The organism is Klebsiella sp. Ech2A (assembly GCF_030078455.1).
Lineage (GTDB): Bacteria > Pseudomonadota > Gammaproteobacteria > Enterobacterales > Enterobacteriaceae > Klebsiella > Klebsiella terrigena.
This window is the reverse complement of the sequence record NZ_JAQGFU010000047.1, coordinates 1-17606: the sequence shown is the minus strand read 5'-3', so window position 1 is coordinate 17606 and position 17606 is coordinate 1. Positions and strand designations below refer to the sequence as shown.

General features: G+C 58.9%; 16 protein-coding genes. 11 read left to right on the top strand and 5 right to left on the bottom strand.

Going from position 1 to position 17606, the window contains the following annotated elements; genetic code table 11:
* Positions 1 to 72: 72 nt before the first annotated feature.
* On the top strand, positions 73 to 870 hold the full coding sequence (gene rna, locus PFH44_RS11420; RefSeq protein ID WP_283825050.1) for a ribonuclease I: 798 nt from the start codon (positions 73 to 75) through the stop codon (positions 868 to 870).
* Positions 871 to 901: 31 nt separating this feature from the next.
* Here rna and PFH44_RS11415 read toward each other — a convergent pair whose 3' ends face one another.
* The gene (locus tag PFH44_RS11415) at positions 902 to 1732 is read right to left on the bottom strand and encodes an alpha/beta fold hydrolase (protein WP_045854450.1); all 831 of its coding nucleotides are present in this window, start codon (positions 1730 to 1732) and stop codon (positions 902 to 904) included.
* Between the two features lie 244 nt (positions 1733 to 1976).
* On the opposite strand from PFH44_RS11415, the gene rnk reads away from it, so the two are divergent.
* Both rnk and uspG read left to right on the top strand, forming a co-directional pair.
* The gene (rnk, locus tag PFH44_RS11410) at positions 1977 to 2387 is read left to right on the top strand and encodes a nucleoside diphosphate kinase regulator (protein ID WP_045854449.1); all 411 of its coding nucleotides are present in this window, start codon (positions 1977 to 1979) and stop codon (positions 2385 to 2387) included.
* 185 nt (positions 2388 to 2572) lie between these two features.
* Positions 2573 to 3001 (top strand): universal stress protein UspG, encoded by a 429-nt coding sequence (gene uspG / locus PFH44_RS11405; protein WP_045854448.1) that lies wholly within the window; start codon positions 2573 to 2575, stop codon positions 2999 to 3001.
* A gap of 105 nt (positions 3002 to 3106) precedes the next feature.
* Here uspG and ahpF read toward each other — a convergent pair whose 3' ends face one another.
* Positions 3107 to 4672, bottom strand: a complete 1566-nt coding sequence (gene ahpF, locus PFH44_RS11400) for an alkyl hydroperoxide reductase subunit F (protein ID WP_045854447.1) — start codon at positions 4670 to 4672, stop codon at positions 3107 to 3109.
* Positions 4673 to 4914: 242 nt separating this feature from the next.
* Positions 4915 to 5478, bottom strand: a complete 564-nt coding sequence (ahpC, locus tag PFH44_RS11395) for an alkyl hydroperoxide reductase subunit C (RefSeq protein ID WP_045854446.1) — start codon at positions 5476 to 5478, stop codon at positions 4915 to 4917.
* Between the two features lie 403 nt (positions 5479 to 5881).
* Between ahpC and dsbG the strand changes: the two genes are divergently transcribed.
* A complete protein-coding gene (gene dsbG / locus PFH44_RS11390) occupies positions 5882 to 6628 on the top strand; it encodes a thiol:disulfide interchange protein DsbG (RefSeq protein ID WP_283825049.1) in 747 nt (248 codons plus the stop codon).
* 199 nt (positions 6629 to 6827) lie between these two features.
* A complete protein-coding gene (gene citR / locus PFH44_RS11385; RefSeq protein ID WP_283825048.1) occupies positions 6828 to 7727 on the top strand; it encodes a DNA-binding transcriptional repressor CitR in 900 nt (299 codons plus the stop codon).
* 148 nt (positions 7728 to 7875) lie between these two features.
* On the opposite strand, the gene PFH44_RS11380 is transcribed toward citR, so the two are convergent.
* On the bottom strand, positions 7876 to 9021 hold the full coding sequence (locus PFH44_RS11380; protein WP_161795669.1) for a pyridoxal phosphate-dependent aminotransferase: 1146 nt from the start codon (positions 9019 to 9021) through the stop codon (positions 7876 to 7878).
* Between the two features lie 223 nt (positions 9022 to 9244).
* Between PFH44_RS11380 and mtnC the strand changes: the two genes are divergently transcribed.
* Positions 9245 to 9934 (top strand): acireductone synthase, encoded by a 690-nt coding sequence (mtnC, locus tag PFH44_RS11375; protein WP_045854442.1) that lies wholly within the window; start codon positions 9245 to 9247, stop codon positions 9932 to 9934.
* The gene (locus tag PFH44_RS11370) at positions 9931 to 10473 is read left to right on the top strand and encodes a 1,2-dihydroxy-3-keto-5-methylthiopentene dioxygenase (RefSeq protein ID WP_045854441.1); all 543 of its coding nucleotides are present in this window, start codon (positions 9931 to 9933) and stop codon (positions 10471 to 10473) included. The genes mtnC and PFH44_RS11370 overlap by 4 nt, the downstream gene beginning before the upstream one ends.
* 44 nt (positions 10474 to 10517) lie before the next feature.
* Here the strand turns inward: PFH44_RS11370 and PFH44_RS11365 are convergent, their stop codons facing one another.
* Positions 10518 to 12839, bottom strand: a complete 2322-nt coding sequence (locus PFH44_RS11365; RefSeq protein ID WP_283825047.1) for a molybdopterin-dependent oxidoreductase — start codon at positions 12837 to 12839, stop codon at positions 10518 to 10520.
* Positions 12840 to 13254: 415 nt separating this feature from the next.
* Here PFH44_RS11365 and PFH44_RS11360 point away from each other — a divergent pair, with 415 nt between their 5' ends.
* The 4 genes from PFH44_RS11360 to PFH44_RS11345 form a co-directional block, all read left to right on the top strand.
* Entirely contained in the window at positions 13255 to 14235 is a 981-nt protein-coding gene (locus tag PFH44_RS11360) for a sugar ABC transporter substrate-binding protein (RefSeq protein WP_045854439.1), read from the top strand.
* Positions 14236 to 14279: 44 nt separating this feature from the next.
* Positions 14280 to 15785: a sugar ABC transporter ATP-binding protein gene (locus PFH44_RS11355; protein WP_283825055.1), complete on the top strand. Its 1506-nt coding sequence runs from the start codon at positions 14280 to 14282 to the stop codon at positions 15783 to 15785.
* Complete coding sequence (locus tag PFH44_RS11350; RefSeq protein ID WP_041144553.1) at positions 15782 to 16771, top strand: ABC transporter permease; 990 nt, start codon at positions 15782 to 15784, stop codon at positions 16769 to 16771. The genes PFH44_RS11355 and PFH44_RS11350 overlap by 4 nt, the downstream gene beginning before the upstream one ends.
* The coding region (locus PFH44_RS11345; RefSeq protein WP_283825046.1) for an ABC transporter permease at positions 16768 to 17606 on the top strand (839 nt) is incomplete at its 3' end. The genes PFH44_RS11350 and PFH44_RS11345, both read left to right, overlap by 4 nt.

The following is a 17606-nucleotide window of genomic DNA, read 5'->3' as shown; positions in this document are numbered from 1 at the left end:
GGCGCCAGCAGGCGCCTTTTTTATGCTTTAATAATTCGAGGAACTCATGACCATCCACTATCAGGAATAAAAATGTTCAGGAAGGATTTCGTCGCCATTGCCCTCTTGCTAACGGCAACTCAGGTCGGCGCTGAACCGCTCACCGCAACACAATACGGCGATTTCGACCGCTACGTACTGGCCTTATCCTGGCAAACCGGTTTCTGCCAGAGCATGCATGACCGAAACCGCGGCGAGCCGGAAGAGTGCCGCCTGCAGCAGGAAACGGCCAACAAAACCGATTATCTCACCGTACACGGCCTGTGGCCGGGTCTGCCGAAATCCATCGCCGCTCGCGGCGTGGACGATCGCCGCTGGATGCGTTTTGGCTGCGCCACGCGCCCGATACCCAATATGCCGGAGGTCAAAGCCGGGCGGAAATGCCAGGCTGCGGAAACCGGCCTGTCGCTGGAGATGGCCAATAAGCTCAACAGCGTGATGCCCGGCTCCGGCGGCAACTCCTGCCTTGAGCGCTACGAATATGCAAAACACGGCGTCTGTTTTGGCTTCGATCCTGACAGCTACTTCGGCACCATGGTCCGCCTCGGCGGCGAAGTGAAGCACAGCGCCATCGGGACATTCCTCGCGAAGCACTACGGACAGAGCGTTAGCCGCGACGACTTCGATGCGGCCATCGCCGAGGCCTGGGGAAAGCAGAGCGTTAAGGCCTTCAAGCTGACCTGCAGCGGCAATCCGGCCTATTTAACCGAAATACAAATAGCCATCAAGGCCGCGGCCATCAATACGCCGCTCTCCGCCGACGCCTTCCTGCCCCAGCCCCATCCGGGCAACTGCGCTAAGCAGTTTGTTCTCGATAAGGTCGGCAGTTAATCATGCGGCGGCGCCAGCCGCCGCAGGGGCTTCATTCGCGAATAAACGCCAGTAAATCCTGATTAATCTGATGCTTGTGGGTCGTGCAAATCCCGTGCGACCCGCCTTTGTAGACGGTCAATCTGGCGTCAGGCAATATTTGCGCCGCCGCTTTACCGCAGGTTTCGAAAGGCACGATCTGGTCGTCATCGCCGTGGATAACCAGGGTTGGGATGGTCATCTTGCGCAGGTCCTCTCGCAGGTCGGTTTCCGAGAAGGCTTTGATACAGTCATAAAGCGCCTTAATCGACCCCTGCAGTCCCTGTTCGACGAACCCTTCGCGCACCGCTTTTGACTCTTTGGCGCCGTCGCGGTTGTAGCCGTAGAACGCGGCGGTCAGCTCATAGAAGAACGCGCCGCGGTCCTCGATAACGCCCTCCCTGATGCTGTCAAATACCGCCTTCGGCACGCCGTCCGGGTTGAAGTCCGTGCGGATCATTATCGGCGTCACGGCGCTGATAAGCACCGCTTTGGCCACCCTTTCGGTCCCGTGGCGCCCGATATAGCGCGCCACCTCGCCACCGCCGGTGGAGTGGCCCACGTGCACCGCATCGCGCAGGTCGAGATGCGCCGTCAGCTGAGCCAGATCGTCAGCATAGGTATCCATGTTGTGGCCGTCCCAGGGCTGGGCCGATCGACCATGGCCGCGGCGATCGTGGGCGATCGCCCGAAACCCGTTATCAGCCAGAAACAGCATCTGGTCTTCGAAAGCGTCAGCCGTTAGCGGCCAGCCGTGGCTAAAAACAACCGGCTGCCCGCTCCCCCAGTCTTTGAAATACAGATAGCTGCCGTCATCGAGAGTAAGTTTGTCAAAACCGCTCATAGAGTCTCCTGCATGTAGTGGAAGGGACGAGCCTGATACCGCCTAAAAAGGATAAGACAATTTTTCTGGCCGTGACGGCAGCAGCATAAATTTCATCTGGCTCCTTTGGCGATCGTTGCTGAATGTGCGTTTAATCACTTCAAACCGCCGACAAGTCTCAGTATGATGGGAAGACATTAACCCTTGCCATTTTCGGTGAGGGTTTTCTTTTACGGACAGGTTCCTGGATAACATGGAGTATGCAATGACCAGACCCACAATCATCATTAACGAGTTCGATGCCGAACGCATCGACAGGCTGCTCGAGCAGCCGGCGTTCGCCAGTTCTCCGGTCGCCGATGCGCTGAACGACGAGCTGGATCGCGCACAAATGCTGGCGCCAGAAGCGATGCCGCATGATGTTGTCAGCATGAACAGCACCGTCAGATTCCGTGATTTGTCCAGCGGCGAAGAGCGCGTGCGCACCCTGGTTTTCCCCTCCCAGGTCACCGATAGCGCCACCCAGCTTTCGGTACTCGCCCCCGTCGGTGCCGCACTACTCGGCCTGAAGGTCGGCAGCGCCATTCACTGGGAATTACCGGGCGGCGCCTCTGCGCACCTCGAAGTCCTCGAACTGCTGTACCAGCCGGAAGCCGCGGGTGAATTTCACCGCTAACTCTCCCGCCGCCTGAAGCGTTCTGCGCTTTATCAGAGGGTGTCTTTGCATCCTCTTTCTGCCCTCCCCGCCCTGACAAACTTTTACGCCTCCCTTAACCCGATCTGACAGTTTTGCGACCTGAATGGCACAATGTATTTGTATAATATGTTGATATAGAAACAGTCGAACAAGGAGGAATGCATATGTATAAAACAATCATTATGCCGGTTGACGTTTTTGAGATGGAGTTAAGCGACAAAGCCGTCCGCCACGCGGAGTTTTTGGCCCAGCAGGACGGAATTATTCACCTGCTCCACGTATTGCCAGGCTCATCCAGCTTCACCATGAGCCGATTCACCGCCGACCTGCGCCGCTTTGAAGAGCATCTGCAGCATGAAGCGGAAACGCGGCTAACCACCATGGCCGGGCACTTCAGCATCGATCCCTCGCGCATTAAAAAGCACGTCCGCTTCGGCAACGTGCGGGACATGGTTAACGAGCTGGCCAACGAAATTAACGCCGACGTGGTGGTCATTGGCTCACGCAATCCGTCTATCAGCACCCATCTGCTCGGTTCTAACGCTTCGAGCGTTATTCGCCACGCGCATATTCCGGTAATGGTTGTCCGATAAGCGGGATACGCCGCTTCGCCTGCGACGACGTGTGGAAAGGCGATAAAAAAAGAGGCTACCCAAGGGTAGCCTCTTTGCTGTGCAGGTCGCTCTTACTTTCTTTTATTATGCGGTTTTGGTACGAATCAGATAATCGAACGAGCTCAGAGACGCTTTTGCCCCTTCGCCGGCGGCGATAATAATCTGCTTGTACGGTACGGTGGTGCAGTCGCCCGCGGCAAACACGCCCTTGACGTTAGTTTCGCACTTCGCATCGATGATAATTTCACCCATCCGGTTACGCTCAATCGCGCCTTCCAGCCAGGTGGTATTAGGCAGCAGGCCAATCTGTACGAAGATCCCCGCCAGCTCGACGTGATGCTCATCACCGCTCAGCCGATCGCGATACTGCAGTCCGGTCACCTTGCTGCCATCGCCGACCACTTCCGTCGTCTGCGCGTTAAGAATAATGTCGACGTTTTTCAGGCTGCGAACTTTGTCCTGCAGCACCTGGTCCGCCTTCATTTCAGGGGCGAATTCCAGCAGCGTCACGTGTTCAACCACGCCCGCCAGATCGATTGCCGCCTCGACGCCGGAGTTGCCGCCGCCGATCACCGCCACGCGCTTGCCTTTAAACAGCGGGCCGTCGCAGTGCGGGCAATAGGTCACCCCTTTCGTCCGGTACTGGTCTTCACCCGGCACGTTCATGTTGCGCCATTTAGCGCCGGTGGCGATGATGATACTGCGCGCCTTCAGCACCGCGCCGGAGGCGGTTTCGATCTGATGCAGGCCGCCTTCTACCGCCGCCGGAACCAGTTTCGACGCGCTCTGGGAGTCAATGACGTCCACATCATATTCACTGACGTGAGCCTTCAGCGCCCCGGCCAGCTTCTGACCTTCCGTTTTCGGTACCGAAATGTAGTTTTCGATATCCACGGTATCCAGCACCTGGCCGCCGAAGCGTTCGCCCATCAGGCCGGTACGAATCCCTTTACGCGCCGAGTAAACCGCCGCCGCCGCGCCGGACGGGCCGGAGCCAACGATCAGCACGTCATAAGCGTCGCGCTTGTTCAGCTCTTCCGCGGCACGTTTCTCCGCGCCGGTGTCAACCTTCGCGACGATCTCCGCCAGCGTCATGCGCCCCTGGCCAAACTCCTTGCCGTTGACAAAGACCGCCGGAACGCCCATCACGTTACGATCGGTAATCTCATTCTGGAACGTCCCGCCGTCAATCGCCGTATGCTTAATACGCGGGTTCAGCACCGCCATCAGGTTCAGCGCCTGCACCACGTCCGGGCAGTTATGGCAGGTGAGCGAGTAGTAGGTTTCAAACTCAAAATCACCGTCGAGGTCGCGGATCTGTTCCAGCAGGGCCTGGGCCTCTTTCGACGGATGGCCGCCGGTCCACAGCAGCGCCAGAACCAGAGAGGTAAACTCGTGCCCCAGCGGAGAGCCGGCAAAGCGCGGCCCCTGGGTAGAACCTGGATTCGTAATCAGGAAAGACGGTTTGCGCACGGCGAGCGTGTTGTCTTCTTTAAACGTCACTTTCTCAGACAGCTCGGCGATTTCTGCCAGCAGTTCTTTGATTTCTGCCGATTTAGCGCTGTCGTCCAGCGTAGCGATCAGCTCAACGGGCTTAGTCAGTTTCTCAAGGTAGGCCCTGAGCTGGGTTTTCATGTTTGCTTCGAGCATCTCGTATCCCTCTCTTAAAACGTCATCATGCAAGCGGCCTCGCGGCTGCCTGAATGCGGCTTGCATCATGGGGTTTGGAAGAAAAACGGGCGTAATAAAACACCCGTTATTCGGTATCAATTTCCCCTGAATTTCGCGTCAGGGCAAGGCGGCTAGCCTGGGGATCCCGAGAGCTTACATAAGCAAGTGACCGGGGTGAGCAGGTGTCGCCAACGCCGCCATGGCGTGAAAGACATGGAAATTTAGATTTTACCGACCAGATCTAAGGACGGAGCCAGAGTCGCATCGCCTTCTTTCCATTTCGCCGGGCAAACTTCGCCTGGGTGGGAAGCAACGTACTGCGCCGCTTTGATTTTACGCAGCAGGTCAGACGCATCGCGGCCGATACCTTCAGCGGTAACTTCGATAGCCTGAATGATGCCCTGCGGGTCAACGATAAAGGTGCCGCGGTCGGCCAGGCCTTCGTCTTCACGCATATTTTCGAAGTTACGGGTCAGGGCGCCAGTCGGGTCACCAATCATCGCATACTTGATTTTAGCGATGGTGTCAGAGCTGCTGTGCCATGCTTTGTGAGTAAAGTGGGTATCGGTGGAAACAGAATAGACGTCTACGCCCAGCTTCTGCAGCTCTTCGTGATGGTCAGCAACGTCGCCCAGTTCAGTCGGGCATACGAAGGTGAAGTCAGCCGGATAGAAGAAGAAAACGCTCCAGCGGCCTTCGGTGTCTTTCTCGGTAACTTCGATGAACTCACCGTTTTTGAACGCCTGGTTTTTGAAAGGTTTGATTTTAGTGTTAATTAAGGACATCTATACTTCCTCCGTGTTTTCGTTGAGGTCTAAGGTAACGAATTTTTCCTGACCCGACCAATGCGTTTGCATTATCAAATCAATAAGCAATATCTAACAACCGCAACAAGACAGCTTTGTGAACCCGTCGGGACAAGTCGCACAATCGGCCGTACTCGCCAGGCCGATAAAGTAAAAAGGCCGCCCATTCAGGCGGCCCTATTACCTGAAATACCCGAAGGTAGATTCAGTGCCAGGCAGGCTGGCTATGCGTTGCGCTCTACATTACCTTAATGTAACAGCATGGGCGATTACACCATCCGCCCTGGCAAAGGGCAATCTGTCCGGGCGCAGGTCTTGCCTATAGCTGCGATAGGTTCCATCATCTGCCGTACCTTCTCCATTGATTTTACAAGGAATAATCATGTTAAAACGTCTGCTTTTGCTGGGTCTTTTGCCCTTATGTAGCTATGCAGAAGAGCTCCCTGCCCCCGTAAAAGCGATAGAAAAACAGGGTATTACCATCATTAAACCCTTCGAAGCGCCGGGCGGAGTGAAAGGCTGGCTGGGTAAATATCAGGACATGGGCGTCGCTATCTATCTCACCCCCGACGGCAAGCACGCTATCTCCGGCTACATGTATGACGAAAACGGCACTAACCTTAGCGAACAGCTGTTCCAGAAGGAGCTCTATACGCCGGCAGGCCAGCAGATGTGGAAGCAGATGGAGGCCGCCAGCTGGCTGCTTGACGGGAAAAAAGAGGCGCCGATTATTCTCTACGTCTTCGCCGACCCCTTCTGCCCGTACTGCAAGCAGTTCTGGCAGCAGGCTCGGCCCTGGGTAGAGTCGGGGAAAGTGCAGATTCGCACGCTGCTGGTCGGGGTTATCAAACCGGAGAGTACGCCGGTAGCCGCCGCCATTCTCGCCAGCCGCGATCCGGCAAAAACCTGGCACGATTACGAAAAATCGGCCGGAAAAATGAAAATTGCGATCCCGGCGAAAATTCCCGAGGACAAAATACGCACCCTCAACCAGAACCAGCAGCTGATGGACCAGCTGGGAGCGAACGCCACGCCGGCTATTTACTATATGAATAAAGAAAATATGCTGCAGCAGGTTGTCGGCCTGCCGGAAGCGGATAAGCTGCAGGTGATGATGGGCGAAAAATAAAGCGCCACGTCATATTTCGCATAGCCAGACAATTCGCCACAAAAGGGTCTGGCTAAATCACTTTTGGTCATATACATTCAGAGTCACCAATAAACCCGGCCTTAAATAATTCAGCCCATCAATCACCACGCAAATTAAATACAACAAACAAATAAAATAATAATTCATACCGGACACAGCAACGCAAAGGATGCTAGCCATGGCTAAACTTTACGAACTTAAAAAGTTCGATCTTAACCTACTGGTTATTTTTGAATGTATCTATCAGCATTTAAGTATCAGCCAGGCCGCGGGAACCTTATTTATTACCCCTTCCGCCGTCAGCCAGTCGCTGCAGCGCCTGCGCAATCAGCTCAACGATCCGCTGTTTATCCGCTCCGGTAAAGGGATGAGCCCCACTACCCTGGCGGTGAACCTTCATCGCCATCTCGAGCAAAACCTCAACCAGCTGGAGCAGACGATTAATATCGTCCACGGCGCCGAGCTGAGTAAACGCTTTGTTATTTACAGCCCGCAGTTTTTCCTCTCGCCCTGCTCGGCAACGCTTATCAGCGCGCTCTACGGCGACCCCAACCTGCAGGTGGAGCACCACGACCTTCAGCTCGCCTCGGAGTCGGCGGAGAGCCTGCTCACCTACCGCAAAGCCGACCTGATTTTTAGCCTCTCGCCGCTTGCCACTCCCTCTACCGTCTGCCTGCCGTTCGCGGAAATAGAGATGGTGCTGGTCTGCCGGCAGAATCATCCGCGCATAGCCGACCTCACCTCTGCGAAAGCCGTTGCCCGCGAGCGCTTTACCGACTATCTGACCAAAGAAGCCGGAATGCAGGCGGTTGACTACCGGCTTGAAAAACTGTTCCCCGAGCGGAATATCGCCTTCAGCAGCGACTCACACATTGCCATCCTCAATATTATTAGCCAGACTGATTTTATCGGTTTTATTCCCAAAGTCGCGTCAGGCCCGCCGCTATTTGACCACCGGCTGAAAGTGCTCCCTGCGCCGGCGGATATTCCCCGGGCAATGATTCATATGATTTATAATCGGGTGCAAATGGCCCACCCGGTTTTAGCTTCGCTGATTGAAAAGGCGGCATTGCGATAATAGCGGCCGCCGTTAATTATCGGCCACGTGAATATCTGACAATAAAGCGGAAAAATTAAAATAACGAAAGCGGTAATAAACGAGAATTAACGATCGACCTGTCACTCCCGGCGACCGTTAATTCTCTCAGCGACCTGATTTCCGCGCGCTACAGCTGGCGCAGACGCTCCGCGGCGGCCAGCAGGGTTGCCGGCTGCTTGGCAAAGCACAGCCGAATCAGGCGGTGCGGGAACGGATCGGCGCAGAATACCGACAGCGGGATCGCCGCCACGCCGATTTCCGTCGTCAGCCAGCGGCAAAAGCTGACGTCGTCGAGATCGGAAACCGCGCTGTAGTCGGCCAGCAGGAAGTAGGTGCCCTCGCAGGGTAATATCTCGAGGCGACTGGCGCGCAGGGCCTCAATAAACAGGTCGCGACGCTGCTGGTAAAACTCGGGCAGCTGGCGATAGTGCTCCGGCTCGTGGCGCAGCATATCGGCGATAGCCAGCTGCGCCGGCGTATTCACCGAGAACGTCAGATACTGATGCACTTTGCGCAGCTCGGCGCTGATTGCCGCCGGCGCAACGCAGTAGCCGACCTTCCAGCCGGTCATATGGAAGGTTTTACCAAACGAAGAGACCGCCACCGCCCGCTGTCGCAGCTGCGGATGGGCCAGCACGCTGGCGTGTCCCTGCGCCGCAAAGCAGATATGCTCGTAAACCTCATCGCTGACCACGTAAATCTCGCGCTCGGCAATCGCCTGCCACAGCGCGGCGAAATCCTCAGTCTGCCAGACCGTCGCCGACGGGTTGTGCGGGGTATTGAGGATAACCAGACGGGTACGCTCGCTCAGCGCAGCGGCAAACTGCTGCCAGTCCACGCGAAAATGCGGCGGCTGCAGGGCAATGCGCTTCAGCACGCCGCCGGAGAGCTCCACCGCCGGAGCATAGCTGTCGTAGCTCGGATCAAAGCAGATAACCTCGTCCCCGTCGCGCACCAGGGCGGTAATGGCCGCATACAGGGCCTCGGTGGCGCCCGCCGTCACGGTCACATCGCTGTCGGCATCCGGTCGGTAGCCGTAAAGCTCGGCGGTTTTATCGGCGATGGCTTCACGCAGCGCCGGCACGCCGGTCATAGGGGCGTACTGGTTGGCGCCCTGGGCGACATGAAAAGCCAGTCGCTCCTGCAGGTAGCGCGGCCCGTCAAAATCAGGGAAGCCCTGCGAAAGATTTATCGCCTGATGCTGCTGCGCAAGCGCGCTCATCTGGCTAAAAATAGTGGTGCCCAGTGAAGGGAGTTTACTCTCAGGAATCAGTGGCTTATTGCTCATTTTGTTATTACCGATTGTAATGCCGTTGTTGAAGCCACTATAACACGATGTTAATATTTGGCAATCGAGACGCTTAGACGTCTATATGCGCCGTTATGCAAAAAAGCCGCAGCGCGCTTTGCACAATGCCGTGTATAAATAATGAGGTCTGGCCGGCTACCGTCTGCCGCCACCGTCAATGCGGCGTAACGCCCACTCTGGAGAAACCATGATCCGCGCCATCGTGACCGATATTGAAGGTACCACCAGCGACATTCGCTTCGTACACAACATTCTGTTTCCGTACGCCCGTGAACGGTTAGCAGGCTTCGTGACCGCCCAGCAGTACGCTGAGCCGGTCAAAACGATCCTTGATAACCTGCGTCACGAAATCGCCGCCCCCGCCGCCAGCACCGCCGAGCTTATCGAGACGCTGTTTGCCTTTATGCAGGAGGATCGCAAATCCACCGCGCTGAAGGCGCTGCAGGGGATTATCTGGCGCGATGGCTACCTGAACGGCGACTTTACCGGCCATCTGTACCCCGATGTTCTGCCGGCGCTGGAAAAGTGGAAGTCGCAGGGAATTGATTTATATGTATATTCCTCAGGCTCGGTCGCCGCGCAGAAATTGTTATTTGGCTACAGCGACGAAGGTGATATTACTCATCTGTTCAGCGGCTATTTCGATACCCTGGTAGGAGCGAAGCGCGAAGCGCAGTCCTACCGCAACATTGCTGAACAGCTGGGTCATCACCCCGCCGCCATCCTGTTCCTTTCCGATATCCATCAGGAGCTGGATGCCGCCGAGGAGGCCGGTTTTCGCACCCTGCAGCTGGTACGCGGCGATCGCGACCCCGCCAGCCATCATCCGCAGATTCAGCGTTTTGACGACATTCATCCGGAGCAGATACCTGCATGAGCGCATTAACGATTTTTTCTGACCATGACGCCGCAACCGCCATCTGGCACAGCACCGACGGCGAAGAGATTCAGCAGCAGCTAAACGCCAAAGGCGTCCGCTTTGAACGCTGGCAGGCCGACCGCGACCTGGGCGTCGCGCCAGCGCCGGAAACGGTGATTGAAGCCTACCAGCACGCCATCGACAGGCTGGTTGCCGAAAAGGGCTACCAGAGCTGGGACGTCATCAGCCTGCGCGCGGACAACCCGCAGAAAGAGGCGCTGCGCGCGAAGTTTCTCAACGAACATACCCACGGTGAAGACGAGGTGCGTTTCTTCGTCGAGGGCGCCGGGCTGTTTTGCCTGCATATCGGCAATGAGGTGTTCCAGGTGCTGTGCGAGAAGAACGATTTGATCTCCGTCCCCGCCGACACCCCGCACTGGTTTGATATGGGCTCGGAACCGAACTTCACCGCCATCCGCATTTTCGATAATCCGGAAGGCTGGGTGGCGAAGTTTACCGGGGATGATATTGCCGACGCCTACCCGCGCCTGGCGTAGTCGTCTTCGTCCAGTCCGGCGGCTCTGCGCCACCGGGCTGGCGTTCAGGACAGCGCGTCCGCGCTGATAAACGCCGGCGGATCGAAGGCGGTAATCGCCGGCAGCGCCTCGCGCCACGGGACAATCTCAACCCAGCAGCTCTGCGCGCTGCAGCCCTGCCCCAGCCGCGAGCTGCCGCGATCTTCGGTCAGCACGTTCGGATTACCGTGCTTGTCCAGCGAGCCTTTTTCGCTCGGATCCAGCGGGTCGTACCAGGCGCCGGTGGCCATCTGCACTACCCCCTGGCGGATCCCGTCGCTGAGATGCACGCCGGCCAGAATCGCTCCGCGGGCGTTATGCACTTTCACCACGCTGCCTTCGGCTACGCCCCGCGCCTGCGCATCCTGGGGATGCATCCACAGCGGCTCGCGCCCCTGAATTTTGGTCGCCCGGCTGACGCTACCGTGATCGTACTGGCTGTGCAGACGCGTGCGCGGCTGGCTGGAGAGCAGATGCAGCGGCCAGCGGCTGGCCTCTTCCCGCTGCCAGCTCGCCTCTTCTTCGTCCCACCACGGATGGCCCGGGCACTCGCGGTAGCCGAAGTCGGCGACGGTTTGTGAGAAGAGCTCAATCTTGCCGGACGGCGTGGAGAGCGGCGAGCCCAGCGGGTCGGCGCGAAAGTCGGCCAGAAAGACCTGCGGCTGCTCCGGCGCGCTGTACTCCAGCACCCCCTGCTGCCAGAAATCCTCAAACGACGGCAGCTCAATGCCCTCTTCCCGGGCCCGGGGGCGCGACTCATCATAAATATGCCGCAGCCACTCCTCGACGCTTCGCCCTTCGCTGAAGCGCTCCCCGCAGCCTAAGCGGGCGGCAAGATCGCAGAAAATCGCGTAGTCGTCGCGGGCTTCCGCCACCGGCGGGATCTGCGCGCTCATGGCAATCATAAATCCGTCGTGCCCGCCGCTGCCGATATCCTCCCGCTCGAGGGAGGTGGTCACCGGCAGCACGATGTCGGAAAACTTGGCCTGCGCGGTCCAGTACTGCTCGTGCACCACCACCGTTTCCGGCCGTCGCCACGCTTCGCAGAGTCGGTTAAGGTCCTGGTGATGGTGAAAGGCGTTGCCTCCCGCCCAGTAGACCAGGCGGATATCGGGGTAGCGCAGATGCTGGCCGTCAAACTCATACTCGCCGCCGGGATGCAGCAGCATATCCGCCAGCCGGGCCACCGGGATCGCGTCGTTAACCCTATTTTTCCCCGCCGGCAGACGAGGGCCGGAAAAGGCTTTCCGCGCCGCGCCCGCCAGGTTGGTACAGGCGTAGCCGAAGCCCAGTCCGCCGCCCGGGGTGCCTATCTGCCCCAGCAGCGCGGTCAGGGCGACCGTTGCCCAGTAGGCCTGCTCCCCCTGGCGGGCGCGCTGGATGGACCAGGAGATATTAACCATCGTGCGCTGGCTGGCCATCTCGCGCGCCAGGGAGATAATCTGCTGCTCGGAAATCCCCACGATTTCCGCCGCCCAGCGCGGCGTTTTTGCCACTCCGTCGCGCTCTCCCAGCAGATAGGCGCGGTAGGGAGCAAAGCCCACCGTGTGGCTGGCCACAAAGCCGCTGTCGTAGAGGGATTCGGTAATCAGGACGTAGCACAGCGCCAGCAGCAGCGCGGTATCGGTCCCCGGACGCACCGCCAGCCACTGCGCCGAGCTCACGGCGCTCAGATCGTTGCTGACCGGGCTGATATTGACAAAGCGCGTGCCGTTGGCCTGCATCTTCTCCAGCCAGTGCTTCAGCATATGATCGTTGGCGCCGCCGCCGCTCACCTGAGAGTTGCGCAGCGGCAGGCCGCCAATCGCCACGAACAGCTGACACTCCCGCGCCAGCTCGGAGAAGTGCGTGTGCTGGCGATGCAGCGGGCTAAGCGGCCCCAGCACGTGCGGCAAAATACGCTCTCCCGCGGCGCTGCTGTAGGTATTGGTGCTGGCGGTGTAGCCGCCGAAAGACTTGAGGAAGCGGTGCAGCTGGCTCTGGGCATGGTGGAAGCGCCCGGCGCTGGCCCAGCCGTAGGAGCCGCCGTATATGGCTTCGTTGCCGCAGCGCGCCTTCACCGAGGTCAGCTCACGGGCCAGCAGATCGAGGGCGACCTCCCAGCTCACCTCGACAAAGGGCTCTTTGCCGCGACCTTCTCGCGACGCGGGACCATTTTTGAGATAGCCGGCCCGCACCGCCGGACGACGAATGCGCGTATTGCCGGTGACCGCATCGGTGAGGGACTGGCCAATGCGCGAGGGATTTTTATCCCAGGCGACCGGCACGACGGCGTCAATGGCGCCATCGCGGGTTTGCACCTGCCAGGTCCCCCAGTGCATCACCGCCAGATTATGTTGTTTATTCATGTTGCCCGTTTTGTTGTCACCCGATAAAGGCCGCTATAATAAGTCGGGAGCTGGCTGAAGATAAAATGCCGGCAGCGCTATAATATCCTGCCACTCAGGCCAGCAGCCGCCCGCATTAGGTGCCTCATGGAATATATTCACCATATCCCACCATAAATATGGCCATCATTAAGCAGCAATTACCGTTTGCAATAAAAGTCAGCCATCTTACTTTATACCCACAATATAAAAATGGCTTAATTCAACCATCATGAAATATTTTCAGGTTACATCCGGCAAAATTAAGTTTTCCTGCACCGCCCCGCCGATATACCATTATTGGTATAACTTAGACATATTTTGTATTTGAGGTTGCGTGGTCGTTATTGTCATGCTACGAATCCGCAAACACCTTCATCACAGGACTATAATAAGAATGTCGCAGAGAAAAAAATTACTGCCCGCCGCCCTGGGTCTGATGACGCTCGTCTCCGTCAGCGCCTCCGCCGCAGAAGCCTTGTCGCTACAGGGGAAAACCATCGGCGTCGCCGTTGTTGGTACCCAGCATTTCTGGGATCGTGAAGCCTATAAAGGCGCCACCGAAGAGGTTGAAAAACTGGGTGGTAAAGTCATCGGCGTTGACGGCGGTCGTGATAATCAGGTACACGCCAATAACCACGATATTTTATTATCACGCAAGGTTGATGCCGTAATTAGTATTCTCGGCGACAGCGCCGTTGAACCTAAATTTAAAGCGCTGCGCGATGCCGGCATCCCGGTATTTACCGTGGACCACGTTTCTAAATACTCCGTCAATAACACGACCTCCGACAACTACACCCTGGGTTCAACCATTGGCCGCTATATGGCCGATGAATTAGGCGGCAAAGGCAACGTTGCGGTATTTAATGCGTTCTCCAGCTCGCTGCGAATTTGCGGCATCCGCTACGACCAGTGGAAATATGTCCTTAAGGATTATCCGGATATTCATATTATTCAGCCAGAGCTGGCCGAACAGTTTGCCAACTCCCCGGAAGATGCGCGTAAGAAAACCCTCGAGCTGCTCAGCCAGTATCCGAAAGGCAAACTGGACGCTATCCACGTCGCCTGCTGGGATCAGCCGGCCATCGGGATCGTGCAGGCGCTGGAAGAGACCGGCCGCGATAAGGACGTGAAGGTCACCGCCATCGACGCCGGTCCGGAAACCCTGGAAATTATGGCCGAACCCGGTAGCCCGTTCGTTGCTAACGTCGCCCAGCAGCCGCACCTGATTGGCCAGACCTCGGCCGATAACGTCGCGCACTACTTCGCTAAGCAGGCTCTGCCGCTGCAAACCTTTATTCCGGTGGTCCCGGTGAAGGGTCCGCAGGAAGCGAAAGCGGTCTACAAACAGCTGGGATATGGCGAACTGCAGTGATTAATCAACCCTTCGGCGGGGAGCGCCCCGCCGCTGGTCTGGTCATGAGCCAGATCGGCAAAAGCTTTGCCAACGTGACTGCATTAAATGCGGTCACGCTGCTTCTGAATCCCGGTGAAATTCACGGCCTGATCGGTGAAAACGGGGCCGGAAAATCCACCCTGATCAAGATCCTTGCCGGCGTGTACCAGGCCGATAGCGGCAGCGCCACCCTCGACGGCGCGCCGATCCCGTTCGGCAACCCTGCCGCCATCGAAGCGATGGGCATCCGGGTTATCCACCAGGAGCTCAACCTGATCGCCCACTTCACCGTGGCGGAGTCCGTTTTTCTCGGCCAGGAGTATCGCCACCGCTGGGGAGCGCTCGACAGAAAGCGCATGAACGCCGCCACCGAGGCCTTTTTCCGCGACAGCTGGCAGCTGAGCATTAACCCGCGGCGGCTGATTCGCGATCTCAGCCTTGCCGAACGCAAGCTGGTGCAAATCGCCCGGGCGCTGATCGACGGCGCCGCGAAGCTGGTGGTATTTGACGAGCCTACCGCGCCGCTGGAAGTGCAGGAGGCCAGCCTGGTCTCCTCGGCGATCCTGCGCCTGCGCGAGCAGGGGATCGCCATTCTCTATATTTCCCACTATCTGAACGAAATCGCCGCTCTCTGCGATCGCGGAACCGTGCTGCGCAACGGCGAGGTGGTGGGCTACCCTGACCGCTCACTGCTGCAGGATACCGATGCGCTGATCAAAATGATGGTCGGCCGGGAAATCGAGCAGCTCTATACCCCGCGCCAGTCCGCGCCGCCTGAAGCCGACGCCAGCGCCCCGCTGCTGTCGGTGCGCGCGCTCGGCGACGGCCATCAGCTGCGCGATATTACCTTTGATATTCAGCCCGGCGAAATCGTCGGTATCGCCGGTCTGCTGGGCGCCGGGCGTGACGTGCTGGTTGACCTTCTCTATGGACTCAAGCGCGTGGACAGCGGCGTCATTAGCATCGACGGCCAGCCGCGTCGCATCCGCACGCCGAAGCAGGCGATTCGCGCCGGTATGGCGCTGGTGCCTCGCGACCGCCGCCATCAGGGGCTGATCCTCCCCTTCTCCACCGCCGATAACATTAACCTGGCCTCCCTGTCGGACACCGCCACCCTCGGCTGGGAGCACCGGGGCCGGGCGCTGGAGAAAGCCCGCAGCTGGATTGAGCAGCTCTCTATCCGCCCCGGCCGCCCGGAGCTGCCGGTGCGCTTGATGAGCGGCGGCAATCAGCAAAAGGCGATTCTGGCCCGCTGGCTGGGCACCGATGCGCGGCTCTTTATTCTCGATGAACCGACCCTCGGGGTCGATATCGGCGCCCGCAGCGATATCTATCAGCGTACCCGCCAGCTGGCGGATCGCGGACGCGCGGTGCTGGTCTCCTCCAGCGATGCGCCGGAGCTGCTGGGATTGTGCGATCGGATCCTCGTGATGTGGCGCGGCGAGCTGGTGGCGAATCTCGCCACCCAGGGGCTGACGCTCGACGCCCTGCTGGCAACGATTAACGGTGGACAGGAACAACAGCTATGAGTACGGGTATCCAGCGCCGCGGCCTGCCGGGCATGACGACGCTTATTGAAAAATTTCCGCTGATCCTCTTCTTTGCCCTGCTGGTCTGGCTCAGCCTGCAGTCTCCCTTCTTTTTAAGCTGGCAGAATATCAGCATGATGCTGGTGCAGAGCGTGCCGCTGGCCATTCTCTGCTTCGGACTGGTTTGCGTAATTGCCGTCGGCGGCGATGACGTGGTCACCGGCGGGATCGACCTCTCGCTGCCCGCCATCGCGGTGCTCGGGGTCGCGCTTCTGAGCCTTGGCATGGTGGAGTGGCAGATCTCCTATCTGTGGCTCCTCCTCCTGCCGCTGGCGGTGTGCCTCGCCTGCGGGGCGATCAACGCCGGGCTGGTGCTGGTCGCCGGGCTGCCGCCGCTGCTGGCAACGCTCTCAACCTCCGTCGCCTTTACCGGCCTGACCGATTTGCTCACCGGCCAGCGGCGCATTGCGGTCAGCGATCCGCTGATGGTGGCTTTTCGCGACCAGACGCTGCTCGGCATTCCCTGGCCGCTGATCTACCTGCTGGCGGTATTCGCCCTGTTCCAGCTGCTGGTGCACCACTCGCGCTTCGGCCAGCATCTGCAGGCGGTTGGCGGCAATCGCGATATGGCGCAAATGAGCGGGCTTAACGTGCGCCGGCTGACGGTTTACGTCTGGCTGCTGGCCGGCATCGCCGCCGGTCTGGCGATCCTGCCGCTCTTAAGCCAGGGCTCGGGCAGCTCCAGCGGCACCGCCACGCCGCTGCTGCTGGAGACCGTGCTGGCAACCTTTATCGGCGCCGCCTTCTCGCGCCGGCGCGTCGTCACCATCTGGGGCGCGCTGCTTGGCGCGGTGCTGGTCAACGCTCTCTCCAACGGCCTCGGGCTGCTGGGGGTCAATATTTTCTGGATGGGCGCCATCAAAGGCACCCTGATCCTTATCGTGCTGGCGGCGTCTGCGGTCAGGCATCAAGGAGGCAATCAATGAGCCAGCTGACGCTCAAATCCTCATCGCCGGGCCAGACCGCCGGCGGCCCGCTGGCCTATCTGTCGCGGGCGGGCTTCGGCGTGATCACCCTGCTGGCCATTGCCCTGTTCGGCTGGGCCAACCCGGTATTTCTGACCGTTGATAACTGGGCTAACCTGCTGCAGGGCAGCGCGATTCTGCTGATTGTGGCGATGGCGATGACCCTTATCGTCAGCGCCGGGGCCATAGATCTCTCGGTGGGCGTCGCGCTCGACTTTGGCGCCGCCTTTGCGCTGGTGGCCCTGAAAACCTGGCACCTGCCGTGGCAGGCCGCGGTGGGCTACGCCCTGCTCGGCGGGACGATCATCGGTCTGCTGAACGCCTTTCTGATCCTGATTTGCCAGATCCGCCCGTTCCTTGCCACGCTCGGGACCTGGTTTATTGCCAGCAGCGTCGAGCGGATCTACACCGACGGCGGCGGCTCGATCGCCTATCGCCGAATGGCGCCGGAGTACCACGATCTCGCGGTGGGCAATATCGCCGGCATTCCGACGCCGGTGGTTATCGTGCTGGCGCTGTGGCTGGTGGCGTGGCTGATTACCGAACGCACGCTTTTTGGCAAGTACGTTCGCGCCATTGGCCAGAACGGGGAAGCGGCGCGGATCGCCGGGATCCGCGATCGGCTGACCATGCTGTGGGTGCTGGTGGCGGCCTCCGCCATGTGCGCCATCGGCGGCGTGATCCTCTCCGCTAACCTGCGGCAGTTTACGCCGCTGGCCGGCCAGTCCTATCTGATGGATGCGATTGCCGCCGTCTTTATCGGCACCGCCTTTAACCGCCAGGGCCGGGCCAGCAT

Bases quoted from the DNA above. Each gene is read 5' to 3' on its own strand.
- rna (WP_283825050.1), top strand. From the start codon at position 73: ATGTTCAGGAAGGATTTCGTCGCCATTGCCCTCTTGCTAACGGCAACT.
- PFH44_RS11415 (WP_045854450.1), bottom strand. From the start codon at position 1,732: ATGAGCGGTTTTGACAAACTTACTCTCGATGACGGCAGCTATCTGTAT.
- rnk (WP_045854449.1), top strand. From the start codon at position 1,977: ATGACCAGACCCACAATCATCATTAACGAGTTCGATGCCGAACGCATC.
- uspG (WP_045854448.1), top strand. From the start codon at position 2,573: ATGTATAAAACAATCATTATGCCGGTTGACGTTTTTGAGATGGAGTTA.
- ahpF (WP_045854447.1), bottom strand. From the start codon at position 4,672: ATGCTCGAAGCAAACATGAAAACCCAGCTCAGGGCCTACCTTGAGAAA.
- ahpC (WP_045854446.1), bottom strand. From the start codon at position 5,478: ATGTCCTTAATTAACACTAAAATCAAACCTTTCAAAAACCAGGCGTTC.
- dsbG (WP_283825049.1), top strand. From the start codon at position 5,882: ATGTTAAAACGTCTGCTTTTGCTGGGTCTTTTGCCCTTATGTAGCTAT.
- citR (WP_283825048.1), top strand. From the start codon at position 6,828: ATGGCTAAACTTTACGAACTTAAAAAGTTCGATCTTAACCTACTGGTT.
- mtnC (WP_045854442.1), top strand. From the start codon at position 9,245: ATGATCCGCGCCATCGTGACCGATATTGAAGGTACCACCAGCGACATT.
- PFH44_RS11370 (WP_045854441.1), top strand. From the start codon at position 9,931: ATGAGCGCATTAACGATTTTTTCTGACCATGACGCCGCAACCGCCATC.
- PFH44_RS11365 (WP_283825047.1), bottom strand. From the start codon at position 12,839: ATGAATAAACAACATAATCTGGCGGTGATGCACTGGGGGACCTGGCAG.
- PFH44_RS11360 (WP_045854439.1), top strand. From the start codon at position 13,255: ATGTCGCAGAGAAAAAAATTACTGCCCGCCGCCCTGGGTCTGATGACG.
- PFH44_RS11355 (WP_283825055.1), top strand. From the start codon at position 14,280: ATGAGCCAGATCGGCAAAAGCTTTGCCAACGTGACTGCATTAAATGCG.
- PFH44_RS11350 (WP_041144553.1), top strand. From the start codon at position 15,782: ATGAGTACGGGTATCCAGCGCCGCGGCCTGCCGGGCATGACGACGCTT.